Consider the following 18,709-nt stretch of genomic DNA (forward strand, 5'->3'; position numbering starts at 1 on the left):
TGTTCGAAAAAAATGGAGCCGGGAATACCCGGCCTATCAATAATTCAGTTGCACGGTGACATGCCCGTCGATGGGGATTTCGTCGGTCAACGGCAGGTCGTTGGCGCGAACGATGGTGGTAAACGCCGTGAGCCGCGCACGCAAATCCTTGATGGCAATCGGTGTGCTCAGGTCGTTCAATGCCGCGAACGCGGTCCGGCCGGCGTGCCCCAGGTAGGAGGACACTCGCCAGGTGGCACCGTCGTTGAGGGAAATGATGGATCTCACCGCAACCCCATCGGCCACCGTATCGAACAGGCCCAGTGCAACGCTGCCCAGGTTCTGATCGTCGTTGATGGCGCCCAGCCCGTGACTATTGGGGTGGAAGGCGGAAGTGCCTTTGCGGTTGTCGATCGTCGTCAGGGTAAACGGCGTGGCGCCACCGCAATTCACCTCCAGATACAGCGTGCCGTTTTCCAGGGCCGTGGGCTGGTCCGGCCTCAGGTCTTTTACCGTCACTTTGCCGTGGTCGACGATGCCGCCGCCGGACAGGCTGGGTGTGCAGGCGCTGGGGGTGATCAGGCCGGTGACGCTCAGGTGGGTGCTGCTGGCGGCGAAGGCCACGGGGGCGCAGGCGATCAACAGTGGGGTCAATAGAGCGAGGGAGCATCTGTCCATGATGGGTCGTCCTTTGAGTGAGCGGGCAACGCCGTGTGTCGGGCGTTACCCGTTGATGAACATGGCTTAACGGTAAATGACTTCGAGGGTCGCGGCGCCGTCGATCGGCACTTCATCGGTGAGGGTCAAACTGTCAGTCCGGGCGATGATTGCGCCCACTTCCATATCCACAGTCAGATTCTTGATTGGGGTCGGCAACAAGGTTCCCGTAGAACGATCGCCAAATGCAGTCCATGTTCCGGGAACATGTCCGGCGACGGTAGAGGGGGACCACGTAGTGCCCCGGTCCGCGGAAACGAGGACGTCTATTGAGCCGTTTTCCGTGGTTGCACCACTAAAGCCCAGATCAAACCCACCGAGCTTCTGGTTGGTATTGATCAGGCCGAGACCATACAAGTGCGAACGAAATGCGGAGTTCTCGCGATTGTCTTTCAGGTGCAATGCAAACGTTTGTGCGGCATCGCAATCAACGGTCAATTTCAACGAGGGGCGGCCTAGAAAGGTCCAATTGGTTTGGTTGAGATCCTTGACTGACCACTTTCCGAAATCCACGACACCGCCATTGGCCAGGCTAGGTGTGCAAGCCACCGGAGTGATGATGCCCGCGACGGTCAGGTCAGTACTGGATGCCGCGAACGCCGACGATCCACCGGTCAGCAGCAAGGCAGCGGTCAGAAGGGGTAAACGCTTGTTCATATATGGCTCTTCCTTGATGAACGATAGTTGGGAGTTGCCCTATACGGGCAGGGCGCAATCTATCGGTCGAAGTAGCCAGGCGGAATGCAACTAATACGAAAAGGGAGGGGGCGGTGTATGAAAGCGTGTTGCGGACTACAAATCGTTCTCCTAAATCACGTTGTCTGTAGTCCTTCTGTGCAGCCGATGTAGCTTGTAAATGTAGGGCGGTTCTTTTTGTTGCATAGGAGAAAGACCTGGCCCCCGAATACATTGGGTGAGGTGGTTTTACGCTCGGGAAAGGGCGTTGTGGTAGGACCCGGACAGCGCTATTTTTCGCGCATTCCAGTCACCAAACAGGATAAATCCGACAATGCGCGTAATCATTGCTGACGACCATCCGGTCGTTCGTATCGGCATGCGAATGCTCGTCGATCTGAACCGGACATGTGTGGTAGTAGGGGAGGCGGAGGGGCCCGACAGTCTGTTGAGTCTGCTGTGCACGATGCCTTGTGATCTGTTGATCACCGACTTTTGCATGCCGGGCAACTTGCAGGCCGATGGGCTGAAGATGCTGAGCCGGGTGCGACGTGGCTACCCGACGATGCCGATCATTCTGGTCACGATGTTTGCCAACGTCACTACGCTGAGGGCGGTGTTTGCACAAGGCGTGGTGGCGATCATCGACAAAGGCGCGTCGGCCAAGGAACTGCCCCAGGCGATCAAATCGGTGGGTGAAGGGCGTCGTTATATCAGCGAGTCGTTGCGCACGGCGCTGCTTCAGGCAGACGCGCGCGGTCAGTCGGGTTCCGCTGTGCTTTCGGCAAAAGAGCACGAAGTGGTCAGAATGCTCGCCAGTGGCATGACCGTCAGTGAGATCGCCGGTCACTTCAAGCGCAGCGTTTCGACCATCAGCAAACAGAAAAACATGGCCATGCAGCGGCTGGGCATTTCCACGGATGTGGACCTGTTTGCCTATGCCCGTGAGAGTGGCATGGTGCATTAGGCTTGGGCACACCAGAGGGTATTTGCGCCACGAATGCCAGTAGTGTTCCGGTCATTAGTTGACTATCGTGCAGGCAATTCTACGAAACCCGTTTTCAAACCAGGGAGCCTGTCCATGAGTGATGCCCACAACGCCTTGATCACCCGGTTCTACGAGGCCTTCCAGCGCCTGGATGCCGAGGCCATGAGCGCCTGCTACACCGACGACGTGGTATTCAGTGATCCGGCGTTCGGCGAATTGCGCGGGCGCGACGCGGGTGACATGTGGCGCATGCTCACCACCCGGGCCAAGGATTTTTCCCTGACCTTCGATAACGTGCGCAGCGATGAACGCAGCGGCGGTGCGCATTGGGTGGCGACGTATCTGTTCAGCCAGACCGGCAACACGGTGGTCAACGATATCCAGGCCCGTTTTGTCTTTCGCGACGGCAAGATCTGCGAGCATCACGACCGCTTCGACCTGTGGACCTGGTCGCGTCAGGCGCTGGGGTTCAAGGGCTTGCTTCTGGGCTGGACGCCGCTGGTGAGAAACGCCGTTCGCGCTCAGGCCTTGAAGGGGCTGAAGGCATTTCAGGCCAGTCGCTGATAAGATCGCGGCTTGTTTCCTTTCAAGCCTTGATCGTCACGTGAACCCGCCGAGCGAACCCGCCGCTATTGCCCTGGAACCGATGCTGCCTGTCAGCAAACCCTGGTTCGTCTACCTCGTTCGCGCGGCCAACGGTTCGCTCTACTGCGGGATCAGCGACGATCCCGTACGCCGCTTCGCCACTCACCAGAGCGGCAAAGGCGCGCGCTTCTTTCTCTCCAGCCCGGCCGTGGCGTTGGTCTACACCGAAGTCTGTCGCGATAAAAGCGAAGCGCTGCGCCAGGAACGGTTGATCAAAAAACTCAAGAAAAGCGCCAAGGAGTGCCTGGTGGCGACCTTTGCTGCCGGCTTATCAATCTGACTGATATGTTCCCATCAGGTGGATGGGTGGGATGCTCGCGCAATGCGCGCTAAGCTGCGGATTCCCTATCCATGCGGCGGAGCCGAGCATGTCCGAGTTGATTCTTCATCATTACCCGACGTCCCCTTTCGCCGAAAAGGCCCGCCTGCTGCTGGGCTTCAAGGGCCTGTCCTGGCGCTCGGTGAAAATTTCGCCGGTGATGCCAAAGCCCGACCTGACTGCTTTAACGGGGGGCTACCGCAAGACGCCGGTGTTGCAGATTGGCGCCGATATTTATTGCGACACCTCGCTGATCGCTCGTCGTCTGGAGCAGGAAAAAGCCTTGCCGGCGTTCTTCCCGGAAGGCCAGGAGATGATCGCCGCGACCTTCGCCGCGTGGGCGGACTCCGTGGTGTTCCAGCATGCGGTCAGCCTGGTGTTTCAGCCGGAATCGATCGCTGTGCGCTTCGGCGCTATGCCGCCAGAAGCGATCAAAGCGTTCCTGGCTGATCGCGCCGGGTTGTTCAGTGGCGGCAGCGCCACCCGGTTGTCCGCCGAGCAAGCCCGGCATCAATGGCCGACGATCATGGGGCGCCTGGAGCAGCAGCTTCAGCGCGAGCAGGGAGACTTCCTGTTTGGCGAACCGTCGATTGCCGACTTTGCTCTGGCGCATTGCCTGTGGTTCCTCAAGGCTACGCCGGTGACTGCACCGTTGGTCGATGCTTATCCGGCGGTTTCTGCGTGGTTCGGGCGGGTGATGGGCTTCGGTCATGGCGCGTCCAGCGAGATGACGTCCGAAGAGGCGTTGGAAGTGGCGCGCAACGCGACACCGGCCGTGTTGCCGGATGAGCAGTTTGATGAACCGAATGGGTTTGAGGCGGGCCAGCAGGTGGTCATCGCGGCGACCGATTACGGTGTTGATTCTGTGGCCGGGGAGTTGCTGTTTGCCGGGAGGGAGGAATTGATACTGCGCCGGGAGGATGAACGTGGCGGCGTGGTGCATGTGCACTTTCCGCGATTCGGATTTCGCATCGAAAAACAGTAAGCGCGGATTACTGGTCATGCACCGACCTGTAGGCGCTGGCTTGCCAGCGCCTAAAAAGGATTGAGTCGTGCTGAAGCGTTACTTCAGGGCCGCAAGAATGGCGTCCGGGTCATATCCGCGAATCAGCGTCCCGTTGACATCGATGATTGGAATCCCGCCACCACCCAACGCCTCGTAGGCCTTGCGCGCCTCGGCGTCCTTCTCGATATCGAATGCCTTGTACGGAATGCCTTTCTGATCGAGAAAGCGCCGGGTCAGTTTGCAGTAACCACACCATTCAGTGGCGTAGAGCACGACATTGGCCTTGGCCTGGGTTTGCTCCGACACCACCTGCGAAGGCTTGAACACCCGCTCGATCTTGCCCCAGTTCTGATAAACCACGACCACCAGCAAGATCAGCAGGCATTTCTTCAGCACGCTGCCAAGCATCAGTTGCGTCGCTTGAGCTGGTCAGTCAACTGAGTCGGCAAACCTTTGATGATCAGCGTGCCGGCTTCTTCGTCGTACTCAATCTTCGAGCCCAGCAGGTGCGCTTCGAAGCTGATCGACAGCCCTTCGGCGCGACCGGTGAAGCGGCGGAACTGGTTCAGCGTGCGCTTATCCGCCGGAATCTCCGGCGACAGGCCGTAGTCCTTGTTGCGGATGTGATCGTAGAAGGCTTTCGGGCGTTCTTCGTCAATCAGCCCGGAGAGTTCTTCCAGGCCCATGGGCTCGCCCATTTTTGCCTGGCTGCTGGCGTAGTCCACCAGGGTCTTGGTTTTTTCGCGGGCGGACTCTTCCGGCAAGTCTTCACTTTCCACGAAGTCGCTGAACGCCTTGAGCAGCGTGCGGGTTTCACCGGGGCCGTCGACGCCTTCCTGGCAGCCGATGAAGTCGCGGAAATACTCCGAAACCTTTTTGCCGTTCTTGCCTTTGATGAACGAAATGTACTGCTTGGACTGTTTGTTGTTCTGCCACTCGGAGACGTTGATCCGCGCCGCGAGGTGCAACTGGCCCAGATCGAGGTGGCGGGACGGAGTCACGTCCAGCTGATCGGTCACGGCAACGCCTTCACTGTGGTGCAGGAGCGCGATGGCCAGGTAATCGGTCATGCCCTGCTGATAATGGGCAAACAGCACGTGGCCGCCCACCGAGAGGTTCGACTCCTCCATCAGCTTTTGCAGGTGTTCCACCGCCACACGACTGAACGCCGTGAAATCCTTGCCGCCATCGAGGTATTCCTTCAGCCAGCCGCTGAACGGGTGCGCACCGGACTCGGCATGGAAGAAACCCCAGGCCTTGCCTTGTTTGGCGTTGTAGCTCTCGTTGAGGTCGGCAAGCATGTTCTCGATGGCGCTGGACTCGGCCAGTTCCGAGTCACGAGCGTGGAGAACTGCGGGTGTGCCGTCGGGTTTTTTGTCGATCAGGTGGACGATGCAATGACGGATCGGCATGGGCTTCTCGGCTGTTTGAAGCGGATGGTTGGAGAGAGCAGGGCAGGCTCCCGAAAAAGTGCCAAGTGTACCGCAACCACTGGTTTTGGCGCGGTGCGAAGGGCAATTCGCAGGCGTGCGGCAACGCTTATGCAATTTTTTCCGGTTTTAGAGCAATAAAGCTGACCAAATGGGTAGCTAGAGGCGGATATTTCCCCGTCTCTGTGCTAGTTTTGCCCCGTCTTACGCGAAGTCACTGCGTTAAGCGTGCATTCAGCATTTGTCAGGTCGAACCAAACCCTGATTTCGGTATCTATAACCCCGATCCCGTGGTTATTGGCCGAGGGTGCCAGATCCAGAAGATCGGGCTCGATGGCTGACACTGCACTCTGCAATCCATATGAATTTGATAGGGAAGGAACACTACATGGCTCTTACTAAAGACCAACTGATCGCCGACATCGCTGAAGCTATCGACGCGCCAAAAACCACCGCGCGTAACGCTCTGGACCAACTGGGCCAAATCGTTGCCGATCAGCTGGAAAACGGCGGCGAAATCACTCTGCCAGGTATCGGCAAGCTGAAAGTGACTGAGCGTCCTGCCCGTACCGGCCGTAACCCTTCGACTGGCGCTGCCATCGAAATCGCTGCCAAGAAAGTTATCAAGCTGGTTGTGGCCAAAGGCCTGACCGACGCTGTTAACAAGTAAGACGCAGTAAAAAAAACCGTGCTCCGGAGTGATCCGGGCACGGTTTTTTTGTGTCTGTGATTCAGCGACTGACTCGCAGACACCACTAAACCAATTGTGGGAGCGGGCTTGCTCGCGAAAGCGGTGTGTCAGTCACCATTAAAGTCGACTGATTCACCGCTTTCGCGAGCAAGCCCGCTCCCACATTGTTGATCTGTGTTGATCAGTTACCCTTGCGAGCCCAACGCTCGCGCCAAGCCTGCTGCTCGGACTTGGTCTGGAACGTCCACGCCACGAAGCGGCTCTGTTTCTGGCCCTGGGACATCTCCACCACCTGACTTTCCAGTACGCCAGCCTTTTTCAGCGCGGTCTGGATAGCCGGCAGGTTCGAGGCTTTCGAGACCAGGGTGCTGAACCACAGCACTTTGTGCTGAAAGTGCGCGCTCTCGGCGATCAGTTGCGTCACGAAGCGGGCTTCGCCGCCTTCACACCACAATTCCGCCGATTGCCCGCCAAAGTTCAATACCGGCAGTTTGCGTTTCGGGTCGGCGCGACCCAGAGCGCGCCATTTGCGCTCGCTGCCTTTGGTCGCTTCGTCCATCGACGCGTGGAACGGCGGGTTGCACATGGTCAGGTCAAAACGCTCGCCCGGCTCCAACAGGCCCAGCAGGATGTGCTTGGGATTGGTTTGCTGACGCAGTTGGATAGCCTTGTTTAGCCCGTTGGACTGGACGATGGCTTTGGCGGCGGCCACGGCCGTCGGGTCGATTTCCGAACCGAGGAAGTGCCAGCGGTAATCGCTGTAGCCGATCAGCGGATAGACGCAGTTGGCGCCCATGCCGATATCCAGCACCTTGACCGGCGCCCCACGCGGGATCTCGCCGTCGTTGACGCTGGCCAACAGGTCGGCCAGGAAGTGCACGTAGTCGGCACGCCCCGGCACCGGTGGGCACAGGTAATCAGCCGGAATGTCCCAGTGGGCCACGCCGTAGAACGACTTGAGCAACGCCCGGTTGAACACTCGCACCGCGTCCGGGCTGGCGAAATCGATGCTTTCCTTGCCGTATGGGTTGAGGATCACGAACTTCGCCAGTTCTGGCGTGCTCTTTATCAGCTCCGGGAAGTCGTAGCGACCCTGGTGGCGATTGCGCGGGTGCAGGCTGGCCTTCGGACGGGGTTCCACGGCGTTGGCCGGGGTGGCGGAGTCAGGCTTCTTGCGCGCAGGGCGGGGTGTGCGGGGGGCGTTCATGGGTGTGGTCGATTCGGGTATGGCTGAAAGTGGGGGGCATTGTCCCACATCCGGGCGTTGCGAACGCAATTGTGACGGAACAGCACGATCCCCTTGTGGGAGCGGGCTTGCTCGCGAAGGCGTCGCGTCAGTCGATATCATCATTGACTGATCCACCGCTTTCGCGAGCAAGCCCGCTCCCACAGGGGATGTGCGGTGTTTGGAGGAAAGTGGCAGGCACAAAAAAGGGAGGCCGTTGCGGGCCTCCCTTTTTCATTGCGATTCGCCGTTACAGGCTGGCAATCCGCGCATGCTGCTCGGCCAACTTGCCCAAAGCCTGTTCGGCCTCAGCCAGTTTGGCGCGTTCTTTCTCGATGACTTCGGCCGGGGCCTTGTCGACGAAACCGGCGTTGGACAGTTTTCCGCCGACCCGCTGGACTTCGCCCTGCAAGCGCAGGATTTCCTTGTCCAGACGCGCAAGCTCTGCATCTTTGTCGATCAGGCCGGCCATCGGCACCAGCACTTCCATCTCGCCCACCAGCGCGGTGGCGGACAGCGGTGCTTCTTCGCCAGCAGCCAACACGGTGATCGATTCGAGGCGAGCCAGTTTCTTCAGCAGGGCTTCGTTCTCGGTGAGGCGACGCTGATCTTCGGCGCTGACGTTTTTCAGGAACAGGTTCAGCGGCTTGCCTGGACCGATGTTCATTTCGCCACGGATGTTGCGCGTGCCGAGCATCAGTTCCTTAAGCCACTCGATGTCGTTCTCGGCGGCTGGATCGATGCGCTCTTCGTTGGCCACAGGCCAAGGCTGCAGCATGATCGTCTTGCCTTCGATACCGGCCAGCGGCGCGATGCGCTGCCAGATTTCTTCGGTGATGAACGGCATGAACGGGTGCGCCAGACGCAGGGCCACTTCCAGTACGCGCACCAGCGTGCGACGGGTGCCGCGCTGACGCTCGACTGGTGCGTTTTCGTCCCACAGCACAGGCTTGGACAGTTCCAGGTACCAGTCGCAATATTGGTTCCAGATGAACTCGTACAAGGCTTGTGCCGCCAGGTCGAAGCGGAACTGGTCGAGTTGACGGGTCACTTCGGCTTCGGTGCGTTGCAATTGCGAGATGATCCAGCGATCCGCCAGCGACAGTTCGTAGGCTTCGCCGTTCTGGCCGCAGTCTTCGCCCTTGTCCAGAACATAACGTGCGGCGTTCCAGATCTTGTTGCAGAAGTTGCGATAGCCTTCGACGCGACCCATGTCGAACTTGATGTCGCGACCGGTGGACGCCAGCGAGCAGAAGGTGAAGCGCAGGGCGTCGGTGCCGTAGCTGGCGATGCCGTCGGCAAACTCGTCGCGGGTCTGCTTCTCGATCTTCTTCGCCAGTTTCGGCTGCATCATGCCGGAGGTGCGTTTCTGCACCAGATCTTCCAGCTCGATACCGTCGATGATGTCCAACGGGTCCAGGACGTTGCCCTTGGATTTGGACATCTTCTGGCCCTGGCCATCGCGGACCAGACCGTGAACGTAAACGGTCTTGAACGGAACCTGCGGGGTGCCGTCTTCGTTCTTCACCAAGTGCATGGTGAGCATGATCATCCGGGCAACCCAGAAGAAAATGATGTCGAAACCGGTGACCAGCACGTCGGTGGAGTGGAATTTCTTCAGGAATTCGGTCTGCTCAGGCCAGCCGAGCGTCGAGAACGTCCACAGGCCCGAACTGAACCAGGTGTCGAGAACGTCGTTGTCCTGTTGCAGCGCAACGTCCGGGCCGAGGTTGTGCTTGGCACGCACTTCGGCTTCGTCGCGGCCGACGTAGACCTTGCCCGACTCGTCGTACCAGGCCGGAATCCGGTGGCCCCACCACAACTGACGGCTGATGCACCAATCCTGGATGTCGCGCATCCACGAGAAGTACATGTTCTCGTACTGCTTCGGCACGAACTGGATACGCCCGTCTTCGACAGCCGCAATCGCCGGTTCAGCCAATGGCTTGGTCGATACGTACCACTGGTCGGTCAGCCATGGCTCGATGATGGTGCCGGAGCGATCGCCTTTCGGCACTTTCAGGTTGTGATCGTCGACGCTGACCAACAGGCCGGCCGCGTCGAACGCGGCAACGATTTGCTTGCGCGCTTCGAAGCGGTCAAGGCCGGCGTATTCGGCCGGGATCTTGCCGTCGATGCTTTCGTTCAGCGTGCCGTCGAGGTTGAACACCTGACAGGCCGGCAGGACGGCAGCGTTCTTGTCGAAGATGTTCAGCAGCGGCAGGTTGTGGCGTTTGCCGACTTCATAGTCGTTGAAATCGTGGGCCGGGGTGATTTTCACGCAACCGGTACCGAATTCAGGGTCGCAGTAATCGTCGGCGATGATCGGGATGCGGCGGCCGACCAGCGGCAGCTCGACAAATTTGCCGATCAAGGCTTTGTAGCGCTCGTCGTTCGGGTTAACCGCGACGGCGGAGTCGCCGAGCATGGTTTCCGGGCGAGTGGTCGCGACGATCAGGAAATCGTTGCCTTCAGCGGTCTTGGCGCCGTCGGCCAGCGGGTATTTCAGGTTCCACAGGAAACCTTTTTCGTCGTGGTTTTCCACTTCGAGGTCGGAAATCGCCGTGTGCAACTTGGTGTCCCAGTTGACCAGACGCTTGCCGCGATAGATCAGGCCGTCTTCGTGCAGGCGCACGAACGCTTCTTTAACGGCTTCCGAGAGGCCGTCGTCCATGGTGAAGCGCTCACGGCCCCAGTCCACGGACGAGCCGAGACGGCGGATCTGACGGCTGATGTTGCCGCCGGACTGATCCTTCCATTCCCAGACTTTCTCAAGGAATTTCTCACGGCCCAGGTCGTGACGATTCTGGCCCTGGGCTTCGAGTTGGCGTTCCACCAGCATTTGCGTGGCGATACCGGCATGGTCGGTGCCCGGTTGCCACAGGGTGTTGCGACCCTGCATGCGGCGGAAACGGATCAGGGCGTCCATGATCGCGTTGTTGAAGCCGTGACCCATGTGCAGGCTGCCAGTGACGTTCGGCGGCGGGATCATGATGGTGTAGGACTCGCCCGCGCCTTGCGGGGCGAAGTAATTCTCAGACTCCCAGGTGTTGTACCAGGAAGTTTCAATGGCGTGCGGCTGGTAGGTCTTATCCATGCGCGGCGGGACCCTATTGGCATTAATTCAGGAAAAGCCGACGAGTATAGCGGGGCATCATGGATAGGGCGAGCAGGGGCAGACCGGGCGCGTCTTCGAAATGAGTGCGATCCCTGTGGGGGCGGGCTTGCCCGCGAAGGCGATGTGTCTATCAGCAGGTTTGTTTCTGACACTCCGCCATCGCGGGCAAGCCCGCTCCTACAGTGGGTTGCGTGTTCGTTTAATCGTTGTACTGGCTCAACAACCGCTCCAGACGCGCACTAAGGCGGCGTTTGATTTCGGTTTCGATGTGCGGGGCGAAGTCGTCGATCACGTCTTGCATGATCAGTTGCGCGGCGGCGCGCAGTTCGCTGTCCAGGTGCAGCAGGTCGTCAGGACCTTTGCTGGCGGAGGGTGCCGGTTGTGCGGTAACGGTGGTTGGCGTCGGTTCGACGGTGGGCTGGCTGGCGCTGACCGTGTCGAACAACATCGGAATCTGTTCCTGGTCACCGTCCTCGACCGTGTCGGTCAGCAGTGGTGGTTGCAGGTTGTCATCGCCGAGCAGTTGGCGGATCGACTCAAGGTCGTCCAGCAGATGCGCGGACTTTTGCAGCGGTTTTGGAGTGTCCATCGGAATGCTCAGAGTCGCTGTAAACGGTGATCTTGCAGAGGATAGCCCTGTTCGCGGTAGAAACGGAAACTCTCCCGCGCAGCCGTGCGTATCGCCGGATCCTCCACCACCACTTCCGCCACGCGGGCGAATTTGTTGGCGAAGGCCGGGACTTTCAGGTCGAGGTTGACCAGCAAATCCTGATGTTGACCGCAGTCATCGCCAAGACCCAGGACGATCAAACCGTCCGGCTCGCTTTCGGCGGGGCCGTGGGGCACGAAGCTTTCGCCCTTGAACGCCCACAGACGCGCATCGAGGTCGTCACGCTGGGCGGCATCGCTGCAATGCAGATAGATGCGGTGGCCCATGCGCCAGGCTTTATCGGTGAGCTTGCAGGCAAAATCCAGCCGCGCCGAAGGATCGGCGCTGGGCAGGATATAGAAGTCGACTTTGGTCATTGCGGTTCCTGAGCCTTGAGCGGCGTCGCCCGAAAGCAACGCCGCCCGAGGTCATCGGTTTCAGGCTTTGGCGCGGTCCAGCAGGTACTGGGTCAGCAATGGAACCGGGCGGCCAGTGGCGCCCTTGTCCTTGCCGCCGCTGGTCCAGGCCGTGCCGGCGATGTCCAGGTGCGCCCAGTTCAGGTTCTTGGTGAAGCGCGACAGGAAGCAGGCTGCGGTGATGGTGCCGGCTTTCGGCCCGCCAATGTTGGCGATGTCGGCGAACGGGCTGTCCAGCTGCTCCTGATACTCATCGAACAGCGGCAGTTGCCATGCACGGTCGTCGGCAGCCTTGCCGGCGCTCAGCAGTTGGCCGATCAGTTCGTCGTTGTTGCCCAGCAGGCCGGAGGTGTGCGCGCCCAATGCAACGACGCAGGCGCCGGTCAGGGTCGCGATATCGATCACGGCTTGTGGCTTGAAGCGCTCGGAGTAGGTCAGGGCATCGCACAGCACCAGACGGCCTTCGGCGTCGGTGTTGAGGATTTCCACGGTCTGGCCGCTCATGGTGGTGACGATGTCGCCCGGACGCGCAGCGTTGCCGCTCGGCATGTTCTCGGCGCAGGCGAGGATGCAGACCAGGTTGATCGGCAGCTTCAGTTCGAGCACGGCACGCAGGGTGCCGAAGACGCTGGCGGCACCGCCCATGTCGTACTTCATTTCATCCATGCCGGCGCCCGGCTTCAGGCTGATGCCGCCGGTGTCGAAGGTGATGCCTTTGCCGACCAGGGCGTACGGCTTCTCGGATTTCTTGCCGCCGTTGTATTGCATGACGATCAGGCGCGGCGGCTGGGCGCTGCCCTGGCCGACGGCGTAGAACGAGCCCATGCCCAGTTCCTTGATCTTCTTCTCATCAAGGACTTCGACTTTCAGGCTTTTGAATTCTTTACCGAGGTTTTTCGCTTGCTCGCCGAGGAACGTCGGGTGGCAGATGTTCGGCGGCAGATTGCCCAGGTTGCGGGTAAACGCCATGCCGTTGGCGATCGCGGTGGCGTGGGCCACGGCGCGTTCGACTTCAGCCTGGGCCGCCTTGATGGTCACGAGGGTGACTTTCTTCAGGGCGCGAGGTTCGGCTTTCTGGCTCTTGAACTCGTCGAAGGTGTATTCGCCGTCGACCAGGGTTTCGGCCAGCAGGCGGGTCTTGCCGTAGCTGTCGCGACCCTTGACGATCACTTCGTCCAGCGCCAGCACGGCATCGCTGCCGCCCAGGCCTTTAAGGGTGTTGAGGACACCGGCGATGATTTTGCGGAACGGGCGGTCACCCAGCTCTTCGTCCTTGCCTACGCCAACCAGCAACACGCGTTCGGCCTTGAGGTTTGGCAGGCTGTGCAGCAACAGGCTCTGGCCAACCTTGCCGGCCAGGTCGCCGCGCTTGAGTACAGCGCTGATGGCGCCGCCGCTCAGTTCGTCGAGTTGTTTGGCCACGGCACCGAGCTTGCGGCCTTCGCCGACAGCGACCACCAGCGTGGCGGTTTTCAACGTTTCCGGGTTAACGCTTTTTACAACCAGTTCCATGTCCGGGTCCCTGAATGATGGGTCAACACGCGAGTGCTCGACGACAGACGTTCGAGCCTGCTTATTTATAGTGCGAAAGACGCAAGTCACGGCTTGCGACAAAGGCCGCAGTTTGAACCTCGCTACCGGCGCCTGACAACCCTCGGTTGTACGATCTTCGGCGCTTTGACCGCCTGCGTAACCATGCGCAGTGACAGGCGCACCCAATCACAGGATAATGCGCCAACTTTTTTCGGCGGCTCTGTCTTGCGGGCTGCCTGATACGTTTGCTTGTTTGGCCGCCTTAGCCTGACAACCCTGGAGTGTCTGGTTTGATCGTCTTCCGTTACCTATCCCGCGAAGTCCTGTTGACCTTGAGCGCCGTCAGCGCCGTGCTGCTGGTCATCATCATGAGCGGACGCTTCATCAAATACCTCGCCCAGGCGGCGGCTGGTCTTCTGGACCCTGGCTCGCTGTTCCTGATCATGGGTTTTCGTCTGCCAGGCTTTCTGCAGCTGATCCTGCCGCTGGGCCTGTTTCTCGGGATCCTGCTGGCCTACGGTCGCCTGTACCTTGAAAGCGAAATGACCGTGCTCTCCGCCACGGGCATGAGCCAGCAGCGTCTGTTCACCATGACCCTGTTTCCGGCCACCCTGGTGGCACTGGTGGTGGCATGGCTGAGCCTGAGCCTGGCGCCGCAAGGGGCCAATCAGTTCCAGTTGCTGTTGAACAAGCAAGACGCGCTGACCGAGTTCGATACCCTCGAGCCGGGTCGCTTCCAGGCCCTGCGTGACGGCACCCGGGTGACCTACACCGAAACACTGTCGGATGACCGCATCAACCTCGGCGGCGTGTTCATTTCGCAAAAGAACATCTCGTCGGCCAACAAGGATCGCGGGATTTCCGTGTTGGTGGCCGAGAAGGGGCGTCAGGAAATCCGCCCTGACGGCAACCGCTACCTGATTCTCGACAACGGTTATCGCTACGACGGTAATCCGGGGCAGGCCGACTACCGTGCGATCAAGTACGAAGAGTACGGCGTGTTGCTGCCTAAACCGGACGTCAGCGACGAAGTCACCGACCGTGATGCAATGCCCACCAGCTCGTTGCTCGGCAGTGATGACTTGCGTTCGCGTACCGAGCTGCAATGGCGTTTGTCGTTGCCGTTGCTGGTCTTCATCGTGACCCTGTTGGCGGTGCCGCTGTCGCGGGTCAATCCGCGTCAGGGCCGTTTCCTCAAGCTGCTGCCGGCGATTCTTCTTTATATGGCTTACCTGAGCATCCTGATTGCCGCTCGCGGCGCCCTCGAAAAGGGCAAGATCCCGCCCGCGCTGGGCTTGTGGTGGGTTCACGCGATCTTCCTGGTCATCGGCCTTGGCTTGCTCTATTGGGAACCCTTGCAGTTGAAGCGGGCGAGTCGCCGCAGCGCGCTGGAGGTGGCCCGTGGTTAAGCTCGATCGCTACATCGGTAGCAGCGTCTTCATCGCGATCCTGGCGGTACTGGGGATTATTCTCGGCCTGGCGACGCTGTTCGCTTTCATCGATGAAATGGGTGAAGTCAGCGATACCTACACCCTGCTCGATGTCCTGAGCTACGTCCTGCTGACCGCGCCGCGCCGGCTCTACGACATGTTGCCGATGGCGGCGCTGATCGGCTGCCTGATTGGCCTAGGCAGTCTGGCCAGCCACAGCGAGCTGACGATCATGCGCGCAGCTGGCGTGTCGGTCGGGCGGATCGTCTGGGCCGTGATGAAGCCGATGCTGATCCTGATGGTGGTGGGTGTGTTGATTGGCGAATACATCGCACCGGCGACCGAAAGCACCGCGCAGGCCAACCGCTCGCTGGCTCAAGGCAGTGGCGACGCGCAGAGTGCCAAGCATGGCCTGTGGCACCGTCAGGGCGAGGAGTTCATCCACGTCAACTCGGTACAACCCAACGGCGTGCTGTACGGCGTGACCCGCTATCGCTTCGACGATCAGCGGCACATGCTGTCCTCGAGCTTCGCCAAGCGCGCGCAGTTCGACAAGGATCACTGGCAGTTGAGCGATGTTACGACCACGCTGTTCCATGACAAGAGCACCGAAGTGGTCACGGCCCCGGTCGAGCGCTGGAACGTTGCGCTGAGCCCGCAACTGCTGAGCACCGTGGTGATGTCGCCGGATTCGCTGTCGATCACCGGCCTGTGGGGTTACATCCACTATCTGGCGGATCAGGGGCTGAACAATGGCCGTTACTGGTTGGCGTTTTGGGTCAAAGTGTTGCAGCCGCTGGTCACTGCCGCGCTGGTACTGATGGCGATTTCCTTCATCTTCGGTCCGTTGCGCTCGGTCACCCTTGGTCAGCGGGTGTTCACCGGCGTACTGGTGGGCTTCACCTTCCGCATCGTCCAGGATCTGCTGGGGCCTTCAAGCCTGGTGTTTGGCTTCTCGCCGCTGTTTGCGGTGCTGGTGCCGGCGGGTGTGTGCGCCCTGGCGGGTGTCTTCCTGCTGCGCCGAGCCGGTTGATCACGGGTATTTCCCGACGTTGCTGGTGAGAAAAAACGCCCCTGTCGCAAGACCGGGGCGTTTTTGTAGGTGCCGTCTGACCTGTGAACGTGACGCTTGCGCCGTGGATCAGGTACAATTCCCGGCTATTTTTCGGCGGGCTATGCCTGCAGCCTTTTTGAGTGTTGATCCGTGAGTGATTTGAGTCATATCCGCAATTTCTCCATCATCGCCCACATTGACCATGGCAAGTCGACGCTGGCCGATCGCTTCATCCAGATGTGCGGCGGCCTTGCCGAGCGCGAAATGGAAGCCCAGGTGCTGGACTCCATGGACCTGGAACGTGAACGCGGGATCACCATCAAGGCCCACAGCGTCACCCTTTATTACACCGCTCGCGATGGCATCAAGTACCAGCTGAACTTCATTGACACCCCGGGCCACGTTGACTTCACCTATGAAGTCAGCCGGTCGCTGGCGGCCTGTGAAGGTGCGTTGCTGGTGGTCGATGCCGGTCAGGGCGTGGAAGCGCAGTCGGTTGCCAACTGCTACACCGCGATCGAACAGGGCCTGGAAGTCATGCCCGTGCTGAACAAGATCGACCTGCCGCAGGCCGATCCGGATCGCGTGAAAGAAGAAATCGAGAAAATCATCGGCATCGATGCCACCGATGCGGTCGAGTGCAGCGCCAAGACCGGCCTGGGCGTCGATGAAGTGCTCGAGCGTCTGGTTCACACCATTCCTGCGCCAACCGGTAACTACGAAGATCCGCTGCAAGCGTTGATCATCGACTCCTGGTTCGACAACTACCTGGGCGTTGTTTCCCTGGTTCGCGTGCGTCACGGTCGCGTGAAGAAGGGCGACAAGATCCTCGTCAAATCCACCGGCAAGATCCACCTGGTGGACAGCGTCGGTGTGTTCAACCCGAAACACACCCCTACGGCTGACCTCAAGGCTGGCGAAGTGGGCTTCATCATTGCCAGCATCAAGGACATTCACGGCGCGCCAGTGGGCGACACCCTGACCTTGAGCTCGACGCCAGACGTCGACGTGCTGCCAGGTTTCAAACGCATTCAGCCGCAGGTCTACGCCGGTCTGTTCCCGGTCAGCTCCGACGACTTCGAAGACTTCCGTGAAGCCCTGCAAAAGCTCACGCTCAACGATTCGTCCCTGCAATACACCCCGGAAAGCTCCGACGCCCTGGGCTTCGGCTTCCGTTGCGGGTTCCTCGGCATGCTGCACATGGAAATCATCCAGGAGCGCCTTGAGCGCGAGTACGACCTGGACCTGATCACCACGGCGCCGACGGTAATTTTCGAGCTGTTGCTGAAAACCGGGGAAACGATTTACGTCGATAACCCATCCAAGCTCCCGGACGTGTCTTCGATCGAAGACATGCGTGAGCCGATCGTGCGGGCCAATATTCTTGTTCCGCAAGAGCACCTGGGCAACGTCATTACCCTGTGCATCGAGAAGCGTGGCGTGCAGCACGACATGCTGTTCCTCGGGACCCAGGTCCAGGTGACCTACGATATTCCGATGAACGAAGTGGTCCTGGACTTCTTTGACCGTCTGAAATCCACCAGCCGTGGCTATGCTTCGCTGGATTACCATTTCGATCGTTACCAATCGGCTAGTCTGGTGAAGCTGGATGTGCTGATCAACGGTGACAAGGTCGACGCCCTGGCGCTGATCGTGCACCGTGACAATGCGCACTACAAAGGTCGCCAGTTGACCGAGAAGATGAAAGAACTGATTCCGCGCCAGATGTTCGACGTCGCGATCCAGGCCGCCATTGGCGGGCAGATCATTGCGCGGACCTCCGTCAAGGCACTCAGAAAGAACGTATTGGCCAAATGCTATGGCGGTGACGTTAGCCGTAAGCGCAAGCTGTTGGAAAAGCAAAAGGCCGGTAAGAAACGCATGAAGCAAGTCGGCAACGTGGAAATTCCACAAGAAGCCTTCCTTGCAGTGCTCAGGTTGGATAGTTAGGTCCTATGTCACTAAATTTCCCGCTGTTGCTGGTCATCGCCGTGTTCGTCTGCGGCCTGTTGGCGTTGCTTGATCTGGTTTTTCTGGCGCCGCGTCGGCGTGCCGCTATCGCTTCCTATGAGGGCAGCGTCAGCCAGCCTGACGGGTTGGTGGTCGAGAAGCTGAACAAAGAGCCGCTGCTGGTCGAATACGGCAAGTCGTTCTTTCCGGTGTTGTTCATCGTGCTGGTCCTGCGTTCGTTCCTGGTGGAGCCGTTCCAGATTCCTTCCGGCTCGATGAAACCGACCCTGGATGTTGGCGACTTCATTCTGGTGAGCAAGTTTTCTTACGGGATCCGCCTGCCGGTGATCGACAAGAAAGTCATCGAGGTCGGTGATCCGCAGCGCGGCGATGTGATGGTGTTCCGTTACCCAAGTGATCCGAACGTCAACTACATCAAGCGTGTGGTCGGCCTGCCGGGTGACCAGGTTCGCTACACCGCCGACAAGCGCCTGTTCGTCAACGGTGAGTCGATTGCCGAGCAGCTGGTCGGCTCCGAGCCGGGCACGCTGGGCAGCGCCGAGCTCTACAAGGAAAAACTCGGCGCCGCCGAGCACCTGATCCGCAAGGAAATGAGCCGTTATCGCGCATCGCCGGACCATACGTGGACCGTGCCCGCCGGGCACTACTTCATGATGGGCGACAACCGCGACAACTCGAACGACAGTCGTTACTGGGATGATCCGAGCATTCCCAAGGATCTGCTGGGCATGGTTCCCGACAAGAATATCGTCGGCAAGGCCTTCGCAGTCTGGATGAGCTGGCCGGAACCCAAACTCAGTCACCTGCCGAATTTCTCGCGGGTTGGCCTGATCAAGTAATCACACACGGCGCTGTTGAACACA

Annotated in this window: 18 protein-coding genes; 9 read left to right on the forward strand and 9 right to left on the reverse strand. The window is 59.7% G+C overall.

Going from position 1 to position 18,709, the window contains the following annotated elements; all coding sequences use genetic code 11:
- Positions 1-36 precede the first annotated feature (36 nt).
- Positions 37-657, reverse strand: coding sequence for a DUF1120 domain-containing protein (locus ACI77H_RS09680; protein ID WP_407011706.1), 621 nt, complete (start codon positions 655-657; stop codon positions 37-39).
- A 66-nt stretch (positions 658-723) separates the two neighbouring features.
- On the reverse strand, positions 724-1,353 hold the full coding sequence (locus ACI77H_RS09685) for a DUF1120 domain-containing protein (protein ID WP_407011707.1): 630 nt from the start codon (positions 1,351-1,353) through the stop codon (positions 724-726).
- Positions 1,354-1,705: 352 nt separating this feature from the next.
- On the opposite strand from ACI77H_RS09685, the gene ACI77H_RS09690 reads away from it, so the two are divergent.
- The 4 genes from ACI77H_RS09690 (at position 1,706) to ACI77H_RS09705 (ending at position 4,308) form a co-directional block, all read left to right on the forward strand.
- Positions 1,706-2,338, forward strand: coding sequence for a response regulator (locus tag ACI77H_RS09690; RefSeq protein WP_407011708.1), 633 nt, complete (start codon positions 1,706-1,708; stop codon positions 2,336-2,338).
- 114 nt (positions 2,339-2,452) lie between these two features.
- The gene (locus tag ACI77H_RS09695; protein ID WP_407011709.1) at positions 2,453-2,923 is read left to right on the forward strand and encodes a nuclear transport factor 2 family protein; all 471 of its coding nucleotides are present in this window, start codon (positions 2,453-2,455) and stop codon (positions 2,921-2,923) included.
- 82 nt (positions 2,924-3,005) lie between these two features.
- Positions 3,006-3,284 (forward strand): GIY-YIG nuclease family protein, encoded by a 279-nt coding sequence (locus ACI77H_RS09700; protein WP_407011976.1) that lies wholly within the window; start codon positions 3,006-3,008, stop codon positions 3,282-3,284.
- 88 nt (positions 3,285-3,372) lie between these two features.
- Entirely contained in the window at positions 3,373-4,308 is a 936-nt protein-coding gene (locus tag ACI77H_RS09705; RefSeq protein WP_407011710.1) for a glutathione S-transferase family protein, read from the forward strand.
- Positions 4,309-4,386: 78 nt separating this feature from the next.
- On the opposite strand, the gene ACI77H_RS09710 is transcribed toward ACI77H_RS09705, so the two are convergent.
- A complete protein-coding gene (locus tag ACI77H_RS09710; RefSeq protein WP_407011711.1) occupies positions 4,387-4,737 on the reverse strand; it encodes a glutaredoxin family protein in 351 nt (116 codons plus the stop codon).
- A complete protein-coding gene (gene yejK, locus ACI77H_RS09715) occupies positions 4,737-5,741 on the reverse strand; it encodes a nucleoid-associated protein YejK (protein ID WP_407011712.1) in 1,005 nt (334 codons plus the stop codon). The genes ACI77H_RS09710 and yejK overlap by 1 nt, the downstream gene beginning before the upstream one ends.
- Positions 5,742-6,147: 406 nt before the next feature.
- Between yejK and ACI77H_RS09720 the strand changes: the two genes are divergently transcribed.
- Entirely contained in the window at positions 6,148-6,429 is a 282-nt protein-coding gene (locus ACI77H_RS09720) for an HU family DNA-binding protein (RefSeq protein ID WP_007905514.1), read from the forward strand.
- 202 nt (positions 6,430-6,631) lie between these two features.
- On the opposite strand, the gene rlmF is transcribed toward ACI77H_RS09720, so the two are convergent.
- The 5 genes from rlmF to ACI77H_RS09745 all read right to left on the reverse strand — a co-directional run bounded on the left by rlmF (position 6,632) and on the right by ACI77H_RS09745 (position 13,370).
- Positions 6,632-7,657, reverse strand: coding sequence for a 23S rRNA (adenine(1618)-N(6))-methyltransferase RlmF (gene rlmF / locus ACI77H_RS09725; RefSeq protein WP_407011713.1), 1,026 nt, complete (start codon positions 7,655-7,657; stop codon positions 6,632-6,634).
- A gap of 268 nt (positions 7,658-7,925) precedes the next feature.
- Positions 7,926-10,772 (reverse strand): valine--tRNA ligase, encoded by a 2,847-nt coding sequence (locus ACI77H_RS09730; RefSeq protein WP_407011714.1) that lies wholly within the window; start codon positions 10,770-10,772, stop codon positions 7,926-7,928.
- A gap of 220 nt (positions 10,773-10,992) precedes the next feature.
- Entirely contained in the window at positions 10,993-11,382 is a 390-nt protein-coding gene (locus ACI77H_RS09735) for a DNA polymerase III subunit chi (RefSeq protein WP_407011715.1), read from the reverse strand.
- An 8-nt stretch (positions 11,383-11,390) separates the two neighbouring features.
- Positions 11,391-11,819, reverse strand: a complete 429-nt coding sequence (locus ACI77H_RS09740) for a DNA polymerase III subunit chi (RefSeq protein WP_008026678.1) — start codon at positions 11,817-11,819, stop codon at positions 11,391-11,393.
- Between the two features lie 60 nt (positions 11,820-11,879).
- On the reverse strand, positions 11,880-13,370 hold the full coding sequence (locus ACI77H_RS09745) for a leucyl aminopeptidase (protein ID WP_407011716.1): 1,491 nt from the start codon (positions 13,368-13,370) through the stop codon (positions 11,880-11,882).
- Positions 13,371-13,681: 311 nt separating this feature from the next.
- Between ACI77H_RS09745 and lptF the strand changes: the two genes are divergently transcribed.
- From lptF to lepB, 4 genes are all read left to right on the forward strand, one after another.
- The gene (gene lptF, locus ACI77H_RS09750; protein WP_407011717.1) at positions 13,682-14,800 is read left to right on the forward strand and encodes an LPS export ABC transporter permease LptF; all 1,119 of its coding nucleotides are present in this window, start codon (positions 13,682-13,684) and stop codon (positions 14,798-14,800) included.
- A complete protein-coding gene (lptG, locus tag ACI77H_RS09755) occupies positions 14,793-15,854 on the forward strand; it encodes an LPS export ABC transporter permease LptG (protein ID WP_407011718.1) in 1,062 nt (353 codons plus the stop codon). Before lptF ends, lptG begins: the two co-directional genes overlap by 8 nt.
- 171 nt (positions 15,855-16,025) lie before the next feature.
- Complete coding sequence (lepA, locus tag ACI77H_RS09760; RefSeq protein WP_407011719.1) at positions 16,026-17,825, forward strand: translation elongation factor 4; 1,800 nt, start codon at positions 16,026-16,028, stop codon at positions 17,823-17,825.
- A 5-nt stretch (positions 17,826-17,830) separates the two neighbouring features.
- Positions 17,831-18,685, forward strand: coding sequence for a signal peptidase I (gene lepB, locus ACI77H_RS09765; protein WP_407011720.1), 855 nt, complete (start codon positions 17,831-17,833; stop codon positions 18,683-18,685).
- The last annotated feature ends 24 nt before the right edge of the window (positions 18,686-18,709 follow it).

Origin of the sequence: Pseudomonas sp. O230, from assembly GCF_045447035.1 — a bacterium.
Classification (GTDB): domain Bacteria; phylum Pseudomonadota; class Gammaproteobacteria; order Pseudomonadales; family Pseudomonadaceae; genus Aquipseudomonas.